This window comes from Virgisporangium aurantiacum (assembly GCF_016863635.1).
Classification (GTDB): domain Bacteria; phylum Actinomycetota; class Actinomycetes; order Mycobacteriales; family Micromonosporaceae; genus Virgisporangium; species Virgisporangium aurantiacum.
Genome location: NZ_BOPG01000022.1, coordinates 1 through 19,302, shown reverse-complemented (window position 1 = coordinate 19,302; position 19,302 = coordinate 1). Strand labels below are relative to the sequence as shown.

The following is a 19,302-nucleotide window of genomic DNA, read 5'->3' as shown; positions in this document are numbered from 1 at the left end:
GGGGCAGTCCCTTCCGGATCTGGGAGTGTTTCACCGTTGGCCGTACACGTTCTGGTAGCGCTCGAACAGCGCGTCGACCGCCTGTTCGGGGAGCCGCTCGACCGGGCCGAGCTGGCGGGCGAGGTGCATCGTGCGGGCCACGTCCTCGCACATGACGGCCGCCTTGACGGCCGCCCGGGCGGACCGTCCGATGGTGAACGGGCCGTGCTGGCGCATGAGGACGGCCGCCGACCGGTGGCCGTCGAGCGTCTCCACGATGCCGCGTCCGATCGAGTCGTCGCCGATCAGCGCGAACGGGCCGATCGGGATGTCGCCACCGAACTCGTCGGCCATCGCCGTGATGCCGCAGGGGATGGGTTCGCCGCGGGCGGCCCACGCGGTGGCGTACGGGCTGTGCGTGTGCACCACGCCGCCGACGTGCGGCAGGTGTGCGTAGACGTACGCGTGTGCCGCGGTGTCGCTGGACGGCGAGTGCCGCCCGTCGACCAGGTTGGCGTCGAAGTCGCAGACGACCATCGTCTCCGGCGTCAGCTCGTCGTAGCTCACGCCGGACGGCTTGATGACGAGCAGGTCGGCGCCCGGGACGCGGGCCGAGACGTTGCCGCTGGTCCACGTGACCAGGCCCCACCGCACGAGTTCGGCGTGCAGGCGGCAGACCTCACCGCGAAGCCGGTCGATGTCGTGGAGGACCGGGGACGGGTACAGCTCGGACAGCGTCAAGACGGGTTCCCCCAAGGTCTTGTTATCGCTAACATGTCGGGACGATCTACAGATCTGCGGAAGTCGGGTCGGCGCGTTTCGTGAGTGTTACCGCTATCATTCGCGGCGTCAAGGGTCCCTCCGAAACCCTTTTCGAAGGTTTCGGCAGATGAGTTCAGGGAGCGTGCCATGGACAGCTACGTGATCGGCGTCGACTACGGCACGCTCTCCGGGCGCGCGGTCGTCGTCCGGGTGGGTGACGGGGCGACGGTCGGCGAGGCTGTGCACGACTACCGGCACGGCGTCATCGAGCGCAGGTTGCCGTCGTCCGGTGCCGCCCTGCCGCCGGACTGGGCCCTGCAGGTGCCGGCCGACTACGTCGACGTTCTGAAGATCGCCGTTCCGGCCGCCCTGGCCGCGAGCGGCGTGCCGGCGTCGTCGGTGATCGGCATCGGCACCGACTTCACCGCGTCCACCCCGATGCCGGTCAAGGCCGACGGCACGCCGCTGTGCGAACTGCCCGAGTTCGCCGACCGTCCGCACGCCTACGTGAAGCTGTGGAAGCACCACTCCGCCCAGCCGCACGCCGAGCGCATCAACGCCGTCGCGGCCGAGCGCGGCGAGCCCTGGCTGGCCCGCTACGGCGGGCGGATCTCCTCGGAGTGGGAGTTCGCCAAGGGCCTGCAACTGCTCGAGGAGGACCCGGAGATCTACGCCGCCACCGACATCTGGATCGAGGCGGCCGACTGGATCGTGTGGAAGCTCGGCGGCACGTACGTGCGCAACGCCTGCACCGCCGGTTACAAGGCGATCCGTCAGGACGGGGCGTACCCCGACAAGGACTACCTGGCCGCGCTGAACCCGGAGTTCGCCGGGTTCGTCGAGGAGAAGCTGGCCGGCCCGATCGGCGCGCTCGGCGACCGCGCGGGCGGGCTCACCGCCGAGGCCGCCGCGTGGACCGGGCTGCCGGCGGGCATCGCGGTGTGCGTCGGCAACGTCGACGCGCACGTCGCCGCCGCCACCGCGCAGGCCACCCGGCCCGGCCGGATGGTCGCGATCATGGGGACGTCGACCTGCCACATCATGAACTCCGACGTGCTCGCCGAGGTGCCCGGCATGTGCGGCGTCGTCGACGGCGGCATCGTCGCCGGGCTGTGGGGCTACGAGGCGGGGCAGAGCGGCGTCGGCGACATCTTCGGCTGGTTCGTCGAGCACGGCGCACCCGCGTCCGCCCACGAGGAGGCCGCGGCGCGCGGCCTCGACCTGCACGACCTGCTCAGCGAGCGGGCGGCCGCGCAGCCCGTGGGCGCGCACGGCCTGATCGCGCTCGACTGGCACAGCGGCAACCGGTCGGTGCTCGTCGACCACGAACTCTCCGGCGTGATCGTCGGCCTGACGCTCGCGACCCGGCCCGAGGACATCTACCGCGCGCTGCTGGAGTCGACAGCGTTCGGCACCCGCACGATCATCGAGACGTTCGAGGCGGCCGGTGTGCCGGTCGGCGACCTCATCATCGCCGGGGGACTGGCGAAGAACGCGTTCCTGATGCAGATCTACGCCGACGTCACCGGCCGGACCCTCGACGTGCTCGCCTCCGCGCAGGGATCCGCGGTGGGCTCGGCGATCCACGCGGCGGTCGCCGCCGGCGCCTACCCCGACGTGCACGCCGGTGCCGACGCGATGGGCGGCGTGCAACGCGCGGTCTACCGACCGGACCCGGACCGGAAGGCCGCGTACGACGAGCTGTACGCCGAGTACGTCACGCTGCACGACTACTTCGGCCGCGGCACCAACGACGTCATGCACCGCCTGAAGCGCATCCAACGCAAGGTCCACGCCTCCTGATATCCCGTCGGGCGTCCAAGATCCGATCGGGTGGGCGGCGGGCGGCCGCCGAGGTCGTGGTCTTGACGATGGGGGTCGATGGGATCAGAGTGTGTTGTTAACGCTAACGCCCCCCGCTCGGCCGGTACCTGAGGACCGACCTTCCCCGGCGCCGGCCGGGTAGTTCCGCTCGTCCCCGTCAGGACGGTGAGCCCGTGAACGGCCCAACCCATCCACTCACCCGGCGCGGACTTCTCCGCGCGTCGCTCCTCGGCGCCGGTGCGGCGGCGCTCGGCACGGCCGGCTGTTCCGAAGTCGGCGCCGGGCTCGCCAACACCGAGCTCGACCCCGGCTCCATCTCCTACTGGAACCTCTTCGGCGGCGGCGACGGCGTCCGCATGCAGCAGATGCTCGACGGCTACCGCAAGGCGAACCCCGGAACCGATCTCGAAGCCGTCACGCTGTCCTGGGGAAACCCGTACTACACCAAGCTTTCCCTGTCGACGGTCGGCGACCAGCCGCCGCACGTCGCGGTGTCGCACCTGACCCGCATGAAGACGCTCGTGCAGGCCGACCTGCTGCAGGAGCTGAAGCCGGAGGACCTCGACCGGCACGGCATGTCGCCGGACAAGTTCAACCGGCGCGCCTGGGACGCCGGACTCGTCGACGGCAAGGCGTACGCGATCCCGATCGACACGCACCCGTTCGTGCTGTTCTACAACACCGACATCTGCGAGAAGGCCGGACTCCTCGACGGAAACAAGAATCTCAAGGAGATCAAGGGCCCCGACGCGTTCGCCGACGCGCTGACGAAGGTCAAGGCCGTCACGGGAAAGTTCGGCGCCACGCACGGGATCACGTCCGACACGGCCAGCCCGTGGCGATTCTTCCAGACGCTGTACTCGCAACTCGGTGGTGAGGTGCTCGCCGACAACGGCACCCGCATCGTGCTCGACGACGCCAAGGCCCGCCAGGTGCTCGACTACATGCGCGCGTTGACCGTCGAGAAGGGACTGATACCGGGCAACGCCGACTACCAGAGCGCGATCGCGCTGTTCGCCCAGGGGCAGTCCGGGTTCCACCTCAACGGCGAATGGGAGATCACCACGTTCCAGACCGCGAAGATGCCGTTCGGCATGACGCTGGTGCCGAACATCTTCGGCGGCGCCTACGCCGTGCAGGCCGACTCGCACACGCTGGTGCTGCCGGTGCGTCCCGACCAGGACCGGGCGATGCTCGACCGGTCGTTCGGCTTCGTGAAGTCGATGCTCGACCAGAGCCTCACCTGGGCCGAGGGCGGCCACGTTCCCATCTGGCAGCCGTTCGCGACCAGCGACGCCTACCGCAAGCTCACGCCGCAGTCGAACTATGCGGCCGCCGCCGACGCCGCCGTGTACGACCCGCCCGGCTGGTACTCCGGCTCGGGGTCCAACTTCGAGATCATCATGGGCTCCGCCATCGGTGCCATGGAGGCGGGCCAGTCGTCGCCCGCCGACGCCATCTCGCAGATCCGCTCGAAGTTGTCGGTTCTCGCCGCGACCCCGTCGCCGGTGTAAGAGTCCCCAGGAGGTTGGCCGTGGCCAGCACCGAAACCACCGCAGCGACACCGACCCAGGAATCCGCCGACGAAACGACGGCGTCCGGCCCGCGCAGGATGCCCGGACACGGGCGATCGGCGTGGGCGTTCCTCGCCCCGTTCCTCGTCCTCTATCTGCTCTTCATCATCGGGCCCGCGCTGTACGGGCTCGTGATGAGCTTCTTCGACACCAGCCTGGTGAAGCCCGGCCTCGGCGGGTTCGCCGGCTTCGACAACTACGCCGAGGCGCTGTCGAGCGGCGACTTCTGGTCGGCGCTCTGGCACACGTTGTGGTTCACGATCCTCACCACGCCGCCGCTCGTGGCGCTCGGCCTGCTGTTCGCGCTGCTCGCCGAGCGGGCCCGCCGCACCCGGTGGTTCTTCCGGCTCGCGTTCTTCCTGCCGTACGTGCTGCCGTCGGCCGTGGTGGCGCTGATCTGGATCTGGCTCTACACCCCGGCTCTGGGCCTGATCAACCGCACGGTGACCTGGTTCGGGTTCACCGAACCCAACTGGCTCGGCGACCCCGGCCTGGCCATGGTGTCGCTGGCGATCACCACCGTCTGGTGGACGCTCGGCTTCAACTTCGTGCTGTACCTGGCCGGGCTGCAGGACATTCCGCGGGACCTGTACGAGGCCTCGGCGATCGACGGCGCCAGCCCGTGGCAGCAGGTGCGCAGCATCACGCTGCCGCTGCTCGCCCGCACGACGTCGCTCGTGGTGGTGCTGCAGATCATCGCCTCGCTGAAGGTCTTCGACCAGATGTACATCATGACCTCGGGCGGACCGAACTTCTCCACCCGCTCGGCGCTGCAGTACATCTACGACGCCGGGTTCACCGACTTCCGCACCGGCTACGCCGCCGCCGCGTCCACGCTGTTCTTCCTCGTGGTGCTCGCGGTCTCGGCCGTGTGGCTCGCCATGACCCGCCGCCAGGAACCGGAGTTGTGAGATGACGACCATCACCGACCGCTCCGACGCGGCCGCGACCGAGCGGCCGTCACCGACCGCGGCATCCGTCGACCGGCGCATGCGGGTGTTCAACGCCACCTGCGTGGGCGTGCTGATCGCGTTGGCGTTGCTGTGGCTGGTGCCGTTGCTGTGGGCGGTCGACACGGCATTGAAACCCAACGCGGAGACCACGAACCCGACCTGGAAGATCGAGAACCCGACGCTCGAGTCGTTCCGGACGTTGCTGGAACAGGGCGACATCATCAACTGGTACGCGTCGAGCCTCATCACCGCGACGCTGTCGGCGCTCGGCACGGTGGTGGCCGCGAGCCTCGCCGCGTTCGCGTTGTCGCGCATGCGGTTCCGGTTCCGCTGGGCGATCTTCTGGTTCATCCTGATCGGCATCATGATTCCGCGGCAGGTGCTGATCGTGCCGCAGTTCCGCGAGTTCCAGGTGGTGAACCTGCTGAACACGTACTGGTCGATCATCCTGCCGCAGATCCCGCTCGCGATCGCGGTCTTCATCTTCAAGCAGTTCTTCGACGGGCTGCCGCGCGACCTCGACGAGGCGGCCCGCATCGACGGCGCCGGGTTCTTCCACATCTACCGGCGGATCGCGCTGCCGCTGGCCCGGCCGGCGGTGTCGGCGGTGGCCATCTTCAGCTTCGTCTGGACGTGGAACGACCTGCTGTGGCCGCTGCTCGCGCTGACCAACCCGAAACTGATGACGATCCCGGTGGGCCTGGCGACGGTGCAGGGCACGTACGGCATCCGGTACGCCGACACGATGGCGTCGGCGATCCTCGGCGCGTTGCCGCTGGTGCTGGTGTTCCTGTTGTTCCAGCGGCGGATCGTCGAAGGCATGGCCAACACCGGTCTGAAGGGATGAGAATGCACCACTCGTCGGTGACGCTCGATCCGGCCTTCCGCGTCGCCGCGGTCGACCCGCGCGTCTACGGGTCGTTCGTGGAACACATGGGCCGCTGCGTCTACACCGGGATCTACGAACCGGGGCATGGAAGCGCCGACGCGCACGGCTTCCGGGCCGACGTCGCCGACCTGGTCCGGGAACTGGGCACGCCGGTGCTGCGGTATCCCGGTGGCAACTTCGTGTCGGGCTACACCTGGGAGGACGGCGTCGGCCCGCGCGAGAACCGGCCGACCCGGCTCGACCTGGCCTGGCGGTCGCTGGAGACGAACCAGGTCGGCGTCGACGAGTTCGCCACCTGGGCGCGCGGGGTCGGCAGCGAGCCCATCATGGCCGTCAACCTGGGGACGCGCGGGGTCGATGCGGCGCGCAGCCTGGTCGAGTACGCCAACCATCCGGGTGGCACGCGGTGGTCGGATCTGCGACGTAGCAACGGGTTCGCCGATCCGCACGGCATCAAGCTGTGGTGCCTCGGCAACGAGATGGACGGCCCGTGGCAGATCGGCCACAAGACCGCCGACGAGTACGCCCGGCTGGCGAACGAGACGGCCAAGGCGATGCGACGGGTGGACCCGTCGATCGAACTGGTCGTGTGCGGCAGTTCCAACATCCGCATGCCGACGTTCGGCACCTGGGAGGAGACCGTGCTGCGCGAGACGTACGACGCGGTCGACTACGTCTCCCTGCACAGCTACTACGAGCAGCGGGGCGACGACCGGGGCAGCTTCCTCGCGAGCGCGGTGGACCTCGACCGGTTCATCGAGGCGGTCGTCGCCACGTGCGACCACGTGCGCGCGACCGGCCGGCACCGGAAGCGGATCAACCTGTCCGTCGACGAGTGGAACGTGTGGTACCAGGCGCGGTTCCCCGGCGAGGAGAACCTCGACTGGGCGGAGGCACCGCGTCTGATCGAGGACGAGTACTCGGTGGTCGACGCGGTGGTCGTCGGCAGCCTGCTGATCTCGCTGCTGAAGCACGCCGACCGGGTGAAGATCGGGTGCCTGGCGCAGCTGGTGAACGTCATCGCGCCGATCCGCTCCGAACCGGGCGGGCCGGCGTGGCGGCAGACCAGCTTCCACCCGTTCGCGCTGACGTCGCGCCACGGCCGCGGCACGGTGCTGCGCGTCGAGCCGATCGGGCCGTCGTACGAGACGGCCGAGCACGGCGAGGTCCCGATCCTCGACGCGACCGCGGTCCACGACGAGGAGACCGGTGCGGTGACGCTGTTCGCGGTCAACCGCGACCAGTACGAACCGCTGACCCTCGACGTCGACCTGCGGTCGCTGCCCGGGCTGGCCACGGCCGGGCACGTGGCCCTGTTCGACGCCGACCCCGAGGCGACGAACACGGCCGCGAACCCCGACCGGGTGACCCCGACCAGGCAACCCGACACGAAGGTGGCCGACGGCCGCCTGTCGGTGCGGCTCCCGCCGCTGTCCTGGAACATGCTCCGGCTGACCTCGTAACGCCTTTGCATGTACGACGCTCGATCCGGTGTGGTTACGGGCGCGGCACCCGCACTGGATCGAGCGTCGTATATCTGCGCAGGCGCCACCACGCGCCGCCCACGAGCGCCAGCGCGACCACCGTCATCGCCAGGTCGCCCGTCACCGCGGCGAGCGTCGACGACGGTTCGTACGTCGGCACGACCCAGGCGAGCGTCGCCGCGAGCAGCAGGCTCGTCGACGCCGCGGCGAGCACGTGGCCCTGCGTCCAGCCGGGGCGCCCGGACCACCACAGGATCAGGCCACCCGCGACCGCCGTGGCGGCGACCATGAGGGCGACGCCCCACCAGCCCGGCACCTGGTCGTCGGTCAACCGGGCGGCGACCACGACGAGCACGATCCACAGTGGACGCGGCGGCCGCGCGTCCGACCGCCCGGGAGAACGTCGGGGAAGGCGCACCGCCGCCACCGCCAGCGCGACCACCACGCCCGCGGCGACCGCCCGCTGCAGCGGGCTCGCCACGAAGCCCTTGCTGGTGTCGGCGAACACGATCCAGCAACCCAGCACGAACAGGATCGCGGTGACCAGCAGGCCGGGCCACCGCAGCCACGGCCGGTGCCGCCGCTCCGGCGACACGAACGTCTCGACGATCGCGATCGGCACGCAGACCGTCAGCACCACGTGGTTGCCCACGTAGCTCAGCAGTTGCGCGACGCTGAACTCCAGGCCGGGGACCCAGGTGCGGCGCGCGCCGACCGCGTTCGCGGCGAACTGCGTGTCGTCGAGGAAGTCCACGTTGAACAGGGCCTGGTCGACGAACGACACCTGGAACACGCCGTACGCCGCCGCCAGCAGGACGATCATCGGCCAGCCGCCGCCCGTCCGGCGGGCCGCCTCGCGGATCAGCAGGGCGGCGCCGCCGTACATCGGGGCGAGGAACAGCACCACGAACGGGAAGTCGACGGCGGTGAAGCCGCCCCAGGAGCACTCGGCGGCCCACGGCGCGAGCACGAACAGGGCGAGGGCGGCGCGACGCATATGTCGACGCTGTCACGCCGCCCCGGCCCGGTGATCCGGCGCGGGAACGATCCCGGGGTCTACCCCAGGGTGCGCCGGTCGAGGTTCAGCTTCGTACCGAGGCGCAGCACGATGAACTCGTTGTCGTCGGGGACGCCGGGGGTGCGGCCGGCCGAGTTCGGGTAGTTGTTGTCGTTCGTGACGAGGATCGTGCGGTCGTCGAGGATCAGCAGGCCCTCGATCGTGAAGAACGGGAACCGGAACGGGTCGCCGAAGCCGCCGACGCCGCGGGGGTTGGCGATGTTCAGCAGGTCGGCCATCGGCGTCTTGTCGAGCAGACCGTCGTTGTTCGAGTCCTGCAGGTCCACCAGGAAGATCCGCTTGAACACGGCGGCGGCGCCCTGGCCGTCGTCGCGCTCGATCACCAGGAACTGGTGGTCGTTGACCATCACCGCGTCGGCCACCGAGTGGGCCGGGCTCTCCCGCTGGTACATCCACCGCGTGCCGGTGTACGCACCGGTCTGCACGCTGAACTCGTTGAGCCGCAGGCTGCCCGCCGGGTCACCGGCGACGGTGCCCTCCAGCAGCGCGTAGATCGTGCGCTTGTCGGGCGACAGCGCCAGCGACTCGAAGCCCCGGCTGCCGCCCAGGTTCGACGGCGTGTCGCCGCGGAGCGGGTTGTCGGGCGCGAACACGCCGGGCAGCGACACCGGCGGCGCCAGCAGCCGGCCGGCCCGGTCGAAGTGCAGCAGGAACGGGCCGAACTCGTCACCGACCCAGTAGGTGCCGTCGGGCAGCCGGACGAACGACTCCGGGTCGAAGTCGGTGCCGGTGAGCACGCGGTCGGGCCGGAACAGCGGGAACGGGACGTGGCCGTTCGGGTCGGTGAGGTTGATGCCACCGACCGGGTCGACGGTGCCCGCCCGCCAGTCGGGCGCCACGCGCTGGATGCGCAGGATGAAGTCGGCGCTGTTCGCCTTGTTGCCGTACCCGTTGTCGCTGATCACGTCGTAGGTGCCGTCGGAGTTGCGCAGCTGGCCGCTGAAGCCCTGGATCGGCTGGTCGGCGAACGGCGGGGTGACGCCGTTGATCGGCGCGGTGCCGAGCAACGATCCCGACGGCTCGCTGCCGGAGAGGAAGGTGTGGGCCGGCAACTTGGCGAACTTCTCCAGTCGCGCGGTGCCCGGAGCGGGCTCGTCAGCCGTGCCGTGGGCCGGGCCGGCGGCCACCACGACCAGCGCGGCAGCGGCCAATGAAGAGATCAACTTCGCTTTCAAACGGTTTCTCCTTCTCGCGATGTGGCGTCGACAGGCCATCGACGGTAGACGAACGAGGGGTGAAATGTGGCCCGGCGCCCCGTTTCGCCAGTCTGATGACAGGGATATGAAAGGGCGACGCCGCGCACGATGGCGCCTGTCGATCCACTATCATCGGCTCGCGTCGATGGAGACGGGAAGGGTTGGCGGGCATGTTCACGAGACGGCTCAGAACGAAGCTTGCGGTACCGGCGGCGGTGCTCATCGCGTCCACCGGTCTTTTATTCACCGATCCGGCCGCGGCCCAACCGCGGCCGGAACCGACCCCGAACCCCTGGCAGATGCGGCACTGGCCGCAGACCCAGCCGTGGCAGGAGTCGGAACCGCTGCGCACCTGGTCGCTGCCCGGCACCGAGGCGCCGGCACCGATCGACCCGCAGAACTACGAGCTTCCCGACCACATGACCTGGGACGACTACAAGCGCATCCCGGGCACGAAGTGGAACAACCCGAACGTCAAGGGGTCGGTGCGCAACTTCCGCGGCGCGCTCGTGCTGCTCGACTACCCCGACCAGCCGTTCGCGATCACCCAGCCGAAGAACTCCACGCTGTACGGCAACCCGAACCTCGTCTCCGACGTGCCGCGCGAGCAGGTCGCCCAGTTCTACAAGGACTTCCTGAACACGCCCAACGAACTCAACCGGGGCCACACCATCCACGAGTACTGGATGGAGGACTCGGCCGGCCGGTTCGGCATCGAGCTCGGGGCGTTCGGCGCCTACCGGATGCCGTCGAAGAGCTACCAGTACGGCATCGAGGCGTCGATGCAGCGCGGCGCCGGCTGCCCGGCCGGCGAGACCTGCCAGCTCAACATCCGCACCGACGCCCGCGCGGCCTGGATCGCCGACGTCGGCGAGGACGTCGCCGCGCAGTACGACTTCGTCTTCTTCCTCAGCGCCGGCCAGGACGAGTCGTCGACGTGGCAGGAGTTCGGCGAGATGAAGTTCCAGAACAAGGAGGACGTCACCGACGAGTTCGGCCCGCCCGACGCGGCGCTGCCGAACTGGAACAACACCCGGTACGTCGAGTGGTCGTCGTGGGCGGCGAGCGCGAACATCTGGCCCAACGCCACCCAGGGCTCGTCGACCCAGGCCGAGAGCTCGGGCATGTCGACGTACGCGCACGAGTTCAGCCACATCCTCGGCATCGGCGACAACTACAACAACCCGTACTCGGTGCCGGCCCGCCGCGCCTACAGCGGCCCGTGGGAGATGCTCGACCGCGGCACGTTCAACGGACCGGGCGGCCCGCACAGCCGCTGGCTGATCCCGGCCGTCGGCGGGTCGTCGATGGGGGCGCAGCACATGCTGCGCAACAAGCTCAAGCTGGGCATCGTCGACGAACAGAACGTGCTGCGGTTGTCGCGCGAGGCGCTGGGTTCGTCCGGGGTGGTCGTGGCCAAAGTGACGGCGCGCGCGGCGCAGCAGGGTCTCGCCGGCGTCAACATCGCGATGGGGACGGGTGACCTCGCGGCGCCGTGCGACGTGAACACCGATCCGCTGTGCGACGGGCGCGGCTACCAGAACTACACGGTCGAGGTCATCGACCGGATGGGCTTCGACTCGTTCACGCCCGACGCCGGTGTGCTCCTGGCCAAGACGAAGAACCAGGACAACGCGCCGTTCATCTGGACCGTCGACGCCAACCCGCAGGACATCGACAAGGTCGACTTCGTGAAACCGGACGGCACGCCGCAGAAGATGACGATCGGCGACTACCGGCAGTTGTCGGACGCGCTGTTCCACGCGGGCGTCGACTCCGGCAGCGGCTTCGAGTACGTCGACCAGGCCAACCGGCTGCACTTCTACGTGCTCGACCTGCAGCGCGACCGCCGCGGCATCCTGAGCTACACCGTCGCGGTCCGGTCGCTCGACGGCGCCGGCCCGCACGTGCGCGGGGTCAAGGCCTACCCGTCGGTGACGAAGGCGCCGCGCACGGGCGGCTGGGCGAAGTGCGTGCTCCCGGTCCGCAACACCGGCAAGGCAGCGCCGGTGAGCGGCCACCCGGAGGACGTGACGGCGTACGTCGGCTCCGACGTCTACCGGGTGAAGGCGGCGACGTCGGCCCGCGGCTGGACCACGTGGGTGGCGAACGCGGTAGCGACGGCGAAGTTCGGGCAGACGGTGCCCGTCACCGTGTATGTGAAGCGCGATCCGGGCGCCCAGCGCTCGGCGGCGGTGCAGCTGACCGCGACCTCCGAGAGCGACCCGACCAAGTCCGCGACGACGTCCTGCATCGTCGTGTAACGGCTGAGACACGCGGGGTCCGCTCTTTCCAGAGCGGACCCCGCTTCGTGTTCGACGCGTCTATGCTGCCCTGACCCTCTCAGGTTGCCCGGCCAGCGGCCGATTCCAGGGTCGCTGCGAACCGAAGCGAAGGTTTGGGTGATGAGCGGATCAGCACGGGCGACCTGGTGGTACCTGGGTCTTGGTGCGGCTGTCATGGCCGTGGGTCCGATGCTGCCCGCGGCCGGGCGGCAGGTCGTCTACGTGTGTGCAGGGCTGTCGGTGATCGTCGCGATCCTCGTCGGTCTGCACCGGTACCGGCCGCCGTGGCGGCGGCCGTGGTGGCTGCTGATCGGTGTCGTCTGCGCCGGAATGCTGGCCAGCCTGTTGTGGGCGATCGACCTGGCGGTGTTCGGCGAACGGCTGTACCCGTCGGCCGGCGACCTGGTCTACGCCCTGATGTTGCCGTTGTTGATGCTGAGCATCCTCGGCTGGACGCGGCGCGGCGAACGGCGCGGCGGACGGGTCGAGGCGGCCATCGTCGCCGCCGGCGGTGGCGCCCTGATCTGGGCCATCGTGGTCGAGCCGATGCTGCACCACAGCCACGTCGGCGGCGTGCAGCTCGCCCTGTACCTCGTGTACCTCGCCGGCGACCTCGGCGTGCTGGCGCTGACCGCCCGGATGCTGCTGATCACCCAGGTGCGGACGCTGGCGTACCGGCTGCTGATCACGGGCGCCGGGCTGCTGATCCTCACCGACATCGTGTACTACGCCGTGTACGCCGACACCGGCACCGAGCCGACGTTCACGTCGGTCGGCTACGTGACCGTCTACCTGCTGCTCGGCGGCGCCGCGCTGCACCCGTCGATGGCGCACAGCGGCGGGCAGGTCGCCTCCGAGCCCAACCCGACGTCGAAGTCGCGGCTGTGGGGCTACGTGCTCCTGATCGCGACCGCGGTCGCGCTCACCGGGTTCCAGATCGTCCGGTCCGGCCACGGCTCCGACGGCGAGTGGGTGCACGTGCTCGTGCCGCTCGGCCTGGCCGGCGTGATGGCGATGCTGCTGGTGGTGCGGTTGTCGCAGCTCGCGGTGCTGCTCGAACGGCGGTCCCGCCTCGACGACCTCACCAACCTCGGCAACCTCGTGCAACTGCGCGCGGAGCTCGACTCCGTGCCGCCCGGATCGGCGCTGCTGCTGATCGACCTCGACGGCTTCCGCGACGTCAACGACAGTTACGGCCACGGCGTCGGCGACGACATCCTGCGCGAGGTCGGCCGGCGGCTGGCCGTGACCGCGGGCGGGCTCGACGTGTCGCTGATGCGGGTCGGCAGCGACGAGTTCGCGGTTCTCCTGCGCGGCGGCGCGAAGTACGCGGTCGAGTTCGGCGGGTGGGTGGTCGACGCCGTCCGCGCCCCGTACCCGGTGCCCGGCGGCGGAACGGCGCTGCTCACCGCGAGCGTCGGCGTGCTGCCGCTCGACCGGCCGACCACCGCCGCCCACGCCCTGCGCGAGGCCGACCTGGCGCTGTTCACCGGCCAGAGCAACGGCGGCAACCAGGTCGCCGTGTACGACGTCGCCGCGCACACCGAGCGGCAGGCCCGCACCCGCATGGTCCGCGACGTCGACCGCGCCCTCGTCGACGGCGAGTTCACCGTCCACTACCAACCGATCGCCGAACTGGCCACCGGCCGGATGGTGGCGGCCGAGGCGCTGCTGCGGTGGACGCGCGCCGACGGCACCCGCGTGTCGCCGGCCGACTTCATCCCGGTCGCGGAGCAGAGCGGCGCGATCGTCCCGATCGGTACCTGGGTGATCCAGGAGGTGTGCGCCCAGCTGCGGGAGTGGTACCCGCGGTTCGGGATCTCGGTGACGGTGAACGCCGCCGCCCGGCAGGTGCGCCGCAACGACTTCGCCGCGACGGTGCTGGCCGCCCTGGACGACAACGAGCTGCCCGGGTCGGCGCTGATCGTCGAGATCACCGAGACCGGCCTGGTCACCGCCGTGCACGACGCGGCGACGGTCGCCGCCCAGCTCCAGATGCTCCGCGACCGCGGGGTGCGGATCGCGATCGACGACTTCGGCACCGGGTACTCGTCGCTGGCGTACCTGCGGCAGCTGCCGGTGGACATCCTCAAGATGGACGGCTCGTTCACGGCCAACCACGTGGAGGGCGGCGCCAGCGACCAGGCGTTCGTCCGGGCGATCGTGGAGCTGGCGAGCAGCCTCGGGCTGCGCACGATCGCGGAGGCGGTGGAGACCGCGGAGCAGGCCGACCGGTTGGCGCTGCTCGGCTGCGACATGGCGCAGGGGTACCACTTCGCGCGTCCCGCACCGCCGGAGGCCGTCGAGGAGATCCTGGCGGCGGCGGCTGCCTTCGCGGGCGGCCCGGTACACGGCGGCCCGGCCCGTTCTCCGAACAGTGGTCCATTGGACGACAGTCGACCCGCGACGCGCCCGGCCTCGGCCGTGGTGTGACCGCTATGTGACATGCTGTCCCACAACGATCCCACCGTCCGGTGTATCAGATCGAGGAGGGCGCCGCATGGGCGGTGAGCGCGAGTCACCGCACGACGTGATCGCGCAGCTCATGGCGGCCGCGATCGATGGTGACGAGCGGGCCTGGAACAAGTTGGTCGAGCGGTTCAGCGCGCTGCTCTGGTCGATCTGCCGCACGTACGGGCTCGGCCCGGCCGACGCCGCCGACGCGTTCCAGCTCACCTGGCTGCGGCTGCTGGAACACATGGAGACGATCCAGGAGCCGGCCCGGCTGGCCGGCTGGCTGGCGACCACGTGCCGGCGGGAGTGCATGGCGATCCTGCGCCGGAGCCGGCGGGTCATGCTCAGCTCCGACGACGCGCTGTTCGACCGGGTGTCGGGCCAGGCGCCGGAGGCCGACCGGGCGACGCTGCTGTCCGACCGCGACGCCGAACTCTGGTTGGCCTTCGGCCGGTTGAGCGAGCGGTGCCAGCGGCTGCTGCGCGTTCTGGTGGTGGAGCCCGAAGACGGCGCGCCCTCGTACGACATGGCGGCCGCCGTGCTCGACATGCCGAAAGGCAGTCTCGGGCCGACCCGTGGGCGCTGTCTGGAGCAGTTGAGAAAATACCTTGACGACGGGGGTATCAGCGGCGGCGGTCCGTGACTCATCTGAGGACACGGGGTGACATTGGGGAGGCAGCATGGACGACGACAACGTTCTCCTGAATCGCCTGCATGACATGTTCTCCGCACACGACGCTCCACCCGCGACCGTCATCGGCCTGGCGCAGGGGCTGTACGGCCTGCGTCACCTCGACGCCGAACTGGCGGCCCTCACCAGTGATTCGGCGGTCGACGCACCCGAGGTCGCGGTCCGCAGATCCGGCACCGACGTTCGTTTACTCACGTTCGAGAGTGCCGAGCTCGCCATCGAGATCGAGGTCAGCGGCACCGGCCGCATCCGGCGCGTGGTCGGCCAGCTGGTTCCGGGCGGCCCGGCGACGCTGGAGGCCCGGCAGCCCTCGGCGCCGCAGCCTCGGCACGCGGAAGCCGACGACCGCGGCCGCTTCGAGTTCGAGTCCCTCGCTCCGGAGCCCCTGAGCCTCACCTGGCGCCGCCCGGGATCCCGGCCCGTCACGACGGAATGGACGGGCCTGGCCTAGAGGGTTTGTGATCGTGGGGCCTCGCGGCCCCACGATCGGTCCTACGCCGGCGTACCCGGCAACAAATTGTGGATCACGTGGCCGTAGCCCTGCAGCTCCGGCTCGCCCTGGATCAGCTGGTCGAACGCGGCGCGCGGGCTCAGGGCCGCGTCGGCCCGGCAGCGGTCGGCGATCGCGGCGCAGATCTGCGGCGCCGTGAACGACGTGCCGCTCCACACCGCCCACGAGTTCGACGGGAACAGGTAGTCGGGAACGGTCGGGGTCGCCTCCGGCGGCATCAGTCCGGCCACGAACGTCGACACGACGCCGACGCCGACCGTCGAGCAGTCGAGGAACCCCTTGCCGTGACTGGAGAACGGCGCGGGATCGTAGTCGGCGGTGAGCGCGCCGACGCCGATCACGCCGTCGAACGCCGCCGGGTACATGGGCTCGTCGGTGCCGTTGTTGCCGGCGGCGGCCACCAGCAGCACGTTCTGATCGCCGGCCAGTTGCTGCACCGCGTTCTGCAGCGCCACCGGCGGGATGCCGCCGACCGCCGGAACGCCGACGGACAGGTTGATGACGACCCGTACCCCGTCGTTGGACGCGTCCTCGGCGGCGCGCAGGACCGCCTCGGCGACGTCCTTCTCCGTGCCCAGGCCGTCGGACGTGGTGAACCGGTAGACGCGGGTCTCCACGCCGGGCGCGATCTGCTGGACGATGCCGGACACGAACGTGCCGTGCCCGCTGAACCAGTCGAGCCGGTTGTCGCCCGGGAACGGCAGCACGTCGAGGAAGTCGACGTTCTGCGCCGTGCGGACGATCGTGCCCAGCCACTGGTCGGTGCGGACCTCCGGGGTGATGCCGGTGTCGATGATCGCGATCCGCACGGGCGCGCCGGACCCACCGGTGGTCGGCGGGCCGACCGTCACCGTGGTGGGTGCCGGGAAGTCCTCGCCCTTGATGGTGTGCCCGAGCGGCACGATCGGATTCAGGGCGGCCCGGATTCCCCGTTCGCGCAGGGTCTCGCAGTCGACCATCAGCTGCTCGACGACCCGCCGGCCGCGGCTGACGAACACCCGTGCCGACGTGTCGCGCACCAGCCCGTCGCAGGTGCGCGGGACCGACTCGGGCGCGTAGCCCAGCTCGGACATGATGCGGTCGACCGGGACGAGCCCCGGCGTCGACACGTCGACGACGAGCTGGCTGCGGGCGACCAGCGCACCCGGGTTGCTGCCGTCCGGCCGGTACCGGTCGAACTTCACCGCGTACGCCTGCGGAGCGGCGTCCTGCCGGCGACGGATGGCATCGATGATCAGGTTGAGCCGTTCGGTGGACCCGGGATCCAGCTCGGCGAGCTGGCGGCGTACCGTTTCCCGGTCCTTCTCCAGTTGCTCCGGTGATCTTTTTAACTGTCTACCTAGCGTAGCCATAGAATGATCCCCCTCGTTCGGCTGCTGTAGGCTGACCCGATCTGTCGTCCCGCGCCATAGAGCGGTCGAGTAATGGTCACTGATCCCGCTATCGGACTGCTGTCCGAGGCCGAGGCCGCGTATAGCGGAGTCACCACCCATCCGGCCAGATACATCGCTGTCGCGGCCGACATCGTCGACCGGGCCCGCAAGGCGAACGATCACGAGGCCCTCGTCGTCGCGCTGCGTGCACTGGCCTGGGGCCGGCACGCCACGTTCGACAACGCCGCCGCGAAGTCCCTGCTCGACGGCGCGGTGCGGCTGGCCGAGCGGCACCGGTTGCCGCGCCGGCTGGGCGAGGTGCTGGTGAGCCGCGCGGTGGCGCTGCACGAGCTCGGCCGGCTGCCGGCCGCGATGCGCGACCTGGTCCGGGCCGAGCCGCTCGTCGCGCCCGATCAGCGTCCCGACCTGTTGATGCAGCTGGCGTTGCTGCACCACAGCGCGGGCCGGTTGACCGACGCGGCCGCCCTCTACCGGCGGGTCCTGGCCGATCCGCGGTGTCCGCCGATCATCTGGGTGAAGGCGGCGAACAATCTCGCCGACGCGCAGACCCGCCTCGGCAACCCGCGTGCGGCGCTGGAGCATCTCACCCGGGCCGTCGAACTGGCCCGCGACCTCGGCCCGCTGCTGCACGGCGTCCTCACGAACATGCTCGCGCTGTCGAGCTTCTACGCCGGCCAGGTCAGCGAGAGCATGCGCTGGTTCGAGGAGGCCGGCCCGCTCTACGCCGCGGCCGGCGTGCCGCTCGGCGACCACTACATGGACTACTCCGACGCGCTCGTCGACCTGCGCCTCGACGAGGAGGCCGCGGCCGTCGCGCGGATGGCCGCCGACGACTTCGACCGGTCCGGCGCCCGGCTGATGGCCGCCGAGGCCCGGTTGCGGTGCGCCCGGCTCGCGCTCGCGCTGGGCGACGTCGACCGGGCCCGGGCCGACGCCGACGCGGCGCTGCGCGACTTCCGCCAGCAGCGGCGAACGGCCTGGGTCGCGCGCGCGACCGTCGTCGCGATCGCGGCGTCCGGCTTGTCCGGCTCTTCTGGTGTCGGCTTTTCGGTGGACGCGCTGCGCCCGCTCCGCCGCGCCGCGGCGACGCTGGAACGGTTGGGGCTACGGGCGAACGCCGTCGAGGCGCACCTGTCGGCGGGGCGGGCGGCGCTGACGCTGCGCCGGTCCCGGGCCGCCGCCACGCATCTGGCCGCGGCCGGCCGGTTGGCGCAGGGCCAGCCGTTGCTGGTCCGGTTGCGCGGAAAGGTCGCGGCGGCCTTGCTGCACGGCGGTTCGCCCGCGGTGGCGCTGCGGAACTGCCGGGCCGGCCTCGCCGACCTGGCCCGCCACCGCGCCGTGCTGCCGTCGGTAGAACTCCGCGTGCTCGCCGCCGGCCACGGCGCGGAACTCGGCGACCTGGGCCTGCGCGCGCTCCTGTCGTCGGCCGCGTCACCGACCCGGATCCTCACGTGGCTGGAGCGCACGCGGGCGGCCTCGCTGCTCACGGTGGCGCCGCCGGTGCCCGAGGTCGAAGATGACGTGATCGCCCTGCGGGGGCTGGAGCAGGAGCTCAAGGCCGCGAAGCGGGAGCGCGGCGAGGAGCCGCGCGAGCTGCTGGCCCGGCAGGGCGCGCTGGAGGCACGCATCCGGCGCCGGTCATGGGCGCTCGGCGCGGCCGAGGGCGCCACCCACGACGTCGTCTCCGTCGCCGACCTGCGCGAACTGCTCGGCGGCGGCCGGCTGGTCGAGTACGCCGCCGTCGACGGCCGGGTGGTCGCCGTCGTGCTCGACCCCCGCCGCACGGTGCTGGTCGACCTGGGTCCGCTCGAACCGATCCGCCGCGAGATCGACTCGGTACTGTTCGCCCAGCGCCGCATGCTCCGCGGCGGGCGCCTGCTCGCACAGGCGCGGGCCACCGCCGACGAGGCGATCGCCGTGCTGACGAAGGTGCTCGTCGATCCGCTCGGGTTGCCGGCGGGGGAGCCCCTGGTGGTGGTGCCGTCCGGGCCGCTGCTGCGGGTGCCGTGGTCGCCGTTGGTGGCGGCGCCGGTCAGCGTCGCGCCGTCGGCCACGTTCTGGGCCCGCAGCCGACGAGCGGTCCAATCGACCGCCCAGCTGCCGCCCGGCCCGGCGACCCCGGCCGCCCAATCGGCCGCCCAGCCCTCAGCCCAGCCCTCAGCCCAGCCCTCAGCCCAGCCCTCAGCCCAGCCCTCAGCCCAGCCCTCAGCCCAGCCCTCAGCCCAGCC

General features: G+C 70.8%; 14 protein-coding genes. 10 read left to right on the top strand and 4 right to left on the bottom strand.

All coding sequences use genetic code 11. The annotated features are described in order from the left end of the window. Positions 1 to 30: 30 nt before the first annotated feature. Positions 31 to 714, bottom strand: coding sequence for an L-ribulose-5-phosphate 4-epimerase (locus tag Vau01_RS16295; RefSeq protein ID WP_373320257.1), 684 nt, complete (start codon positions 712 to 714; stop codon positions 31 to 33). A 174-nt stretch (positions 715 to 888) separates the two neighbouring features. Between Vau01_RS16295 and araB the strand changes: the two genes are divergently transcribed. From araB to arfA, 5 genes are all read left to right on the top strand, one after another. Next, on the top strand, positions 889 to 2,544 hold the full coding sequence (gene araB, locus Vau01_RS16290; RefSeq protein WP_203993058.1) for a ribulokinase: 1,656 nt from the start codon (positions 889 to 891) through the stop codon (positions 2,542 to 2,544). Positions 2,545 to 2,738: 194 nt separating this feature from the next. Further along, positions 2,739 to 4,079: an extracellular solute-binding protein gene (locus Vau01_RS16285; protein WP_203993056.1), complete on the top strand. Its 1,341-nt coding sequence runs from the start codon at positions 2,739 to 2,741 to the stop codon at positions 4,077 to 4,079. Between the two features lie 20 nt (positions 4,080 to 4,099). Further along, positions 4,100 to 5,050: a carbohydrate ABC transporter permease gene (locus Vau01_RS16280; protein WP_239151626.1), complete on the top strand. Its 951-nt coding sequence runs from the start codon at positions 4,100 to 4,102 to the stop codon at positions 5,048 to 5,050. Position 5,051: 1 nt separating this feature from the next. Then, positions 5,052 to 5,939, top strand: coding sequence for a carbohydrate ABC transporter permease (locus Vau01_RS16275; protein WP_203993053.1), 888 nt, complete (start codon positions 5,052 to 5,054; stop codon positions 5,937 to 5,939). 2 nt (positions 5,940 to 5,941) lie between these two features. Continuing rightward, a complete protein-coding gene (gene arfA / locus Vau01_RS16270; protein WP_203993050.1) occupies positions 5,942 to 7,444 on the top strand; it encodes an arabinosylfuranosidase ArfA in 1,503 nt (500 codons plus the stop codon). A 34-nt stretch (positions 7,445 to 7,478) separates the two neighbouring features. Here the strand turns inward: arfA and Vau01_RS16265 are convergent, their stop codons facing one another. Continuing rightward, positions 7,479 to 8,462: a hypothetical protein gene (locus tag Vau01_RS16265; protein WP_203993048.1), complete on the bottom strand. Its 984-nt coding sequence runs from the start codon at positions 8,460 to 8,462 to the stop codon at positions 7,479 to 7,481. 59 nt (positions 8,463 to 8,521) lie between these two features. Beyond that, positions 8,522 to 9,718: an esterase-like activity of phytase family protein gene (locus tag Vau01_RS16260; RefSeq protein WP_239151625.1), complete on the bottom strand. Its 1,197-nt coding sequence runs from the start codon at positions 9,716 to 9,718 to the stop codon at positions 8,522 to 8,524. A 191-nt stretch (positions 9,719 to 9,909) separates the two neighbouring features. On the opposite strand from Vau01_RS16260, the gene Vau01_RS16255 reads away from it, so the two are divergent. The 4 genes from Vau01_RS16255 (at position 9,910) to Vau01_RS16240 (ending at position 15,620) form a co-directional block, all read left to right on the top strand. Next, positions 9,910 to 12,003 (top strand): M6 family metalloprotease domain-containing protein, encoded by a 2,094-nt coding sequence (locus tag Vau01_RS16255; protein WP_203993044.1) that lies wholly within the window; start codon positions 9,910 to 9,912, stop codon positions 12,001 to 12,003. A gap of 141 nt (positions 12,004 to 12,144) precedes the next feature. Continuing rightward, on the top strand, positions 12,145 to 14,457 hold the full coding sequence (locus Vau01_RS16250) for a putative bifunctional diguanylate cyclase/phosphodiesterase (protein ID WP_203993042.1): 2,313 nt from the start codon (positions 12,145 to 12,147) through the stop codon (positions 14,455 to 14,457). A gap of 67 nt (positions 14,458 to 14,524) precedes the next feature. Continuing rightward, complete coding sequence (locus Vau01_RS16245) at positions 14,525 to 15,121, top strand: RNA polymerase sigma factor (RefSeq protein ID WP_203993039.1); 597 nt, start codon at positions 14,525 to 14,527, stop codon at positions 15,119 to 15,121. A 37-nt stretch (positions 15,122 to 15,158) separates the two neighbouring features. Further along, positions 15,159 to 15,620: a carboxypeptidase-like regulatory domain-containing protein gene (locus tag Vau01_RS16240; protein WP_203993037.1), complete on the top strand. Its 462-nt coding sequence runs from the start codon at positions 15,159 to 15,161 to the stop codon at positions 15,618 to 15,620. A gap of 41 nt (positions 15,621 to 15,661) precedes the next feature. Here the strand turns inward: Vau01_RS16240 and Vau01_RS16235 are convergent, their stop codons facing one another. Next, positions 15,662 to 17,032, bottom strand: a complete 1,371-nt coding sequence (locus Vau01_RS16235) for a S8 family peptidase (protein WP_203993035.1) — start codon at positions 17,030 to 17,032, stop codon at positions 15,662 to 15,664. A gap of 72 nt (positions 17,033 to 17,104) precedes the next feature. Here Vau01_RS16235 and Vau01_RS16230 point away from each other — a divergent pair. After that, positions 17,105 to 19,302: tetratricopeptide repeat protein (locus Vau01_RS16230; RefSeq protein ID WP_203993032.1), on the top strand; the 2,198-nt coding region annotated here is incomplete at its 3' end.

Bases quoted from the DNA above. Each gene is read 5' to 3' on its own strand.
- araB (WP_203993058.1), top strand. From the start codon at position 889: ATGGACAGCTACGTGATCGGCGTCGACTACGGCACGCTCTCCGGGCGC.
- Vau01_RS16275 (WP_203993053.1), top strand. From the start codon at position 5,052: ATGACGACCATCACCGACCGCTCCGACGCGGCCGCGACCGAGCGGCCG.
- arfA (WP_203993050.1), top strand. From the start codon at position 5,942: ATGCACCACTCGTCGGTGACGCTCGATCCGGCCTTCCGCGTCGCCGCG.
- Vau01_RS16265 (WP_203993048.1), bottom strand. From the start codon at position 8,462: ATGCGTCGCGCCGCCCTCGCCCTGTTCGTGCTCGCGCCGTGGGCCGCC.
- Vau01_RS16255 (WP_203993044.1), top strand. From the start codon at position 9,910: ATGTTCACGAGACGGCTCAGAACGAAGCTTGCGGTACCGGCGGCGGTG.
- Vau01_RS16250 (WP_203993042.1), top strand. From the start codon at position 12,145: ATGAGCGGATCAGCACGGGCGACCTGGTGGTACCTGGGTCTTGGTGCG.
- Vau01_RS16245 (WP_203993039.1), top strand. From the start codon at position 14,525: ATGGGCGGTGAGCGCGAGTCACCGCACGACGTGATCGCGCAGCTCATG.
- Vau01_RS16240 (WP_203993037.1), top strand. From the start codon at position 15,159: ATGGACGACGACAACGTTCTCCTGAATCGCCTGCATGACATGTTCTCC.
- Vau01_RS16235 (WP_203993035.1), bottom strand. From the start codon at position 17,032: ATGGCTACGCTAGGTAGACAGTTAAAAAGATCACCGGAGCAACTGGAG.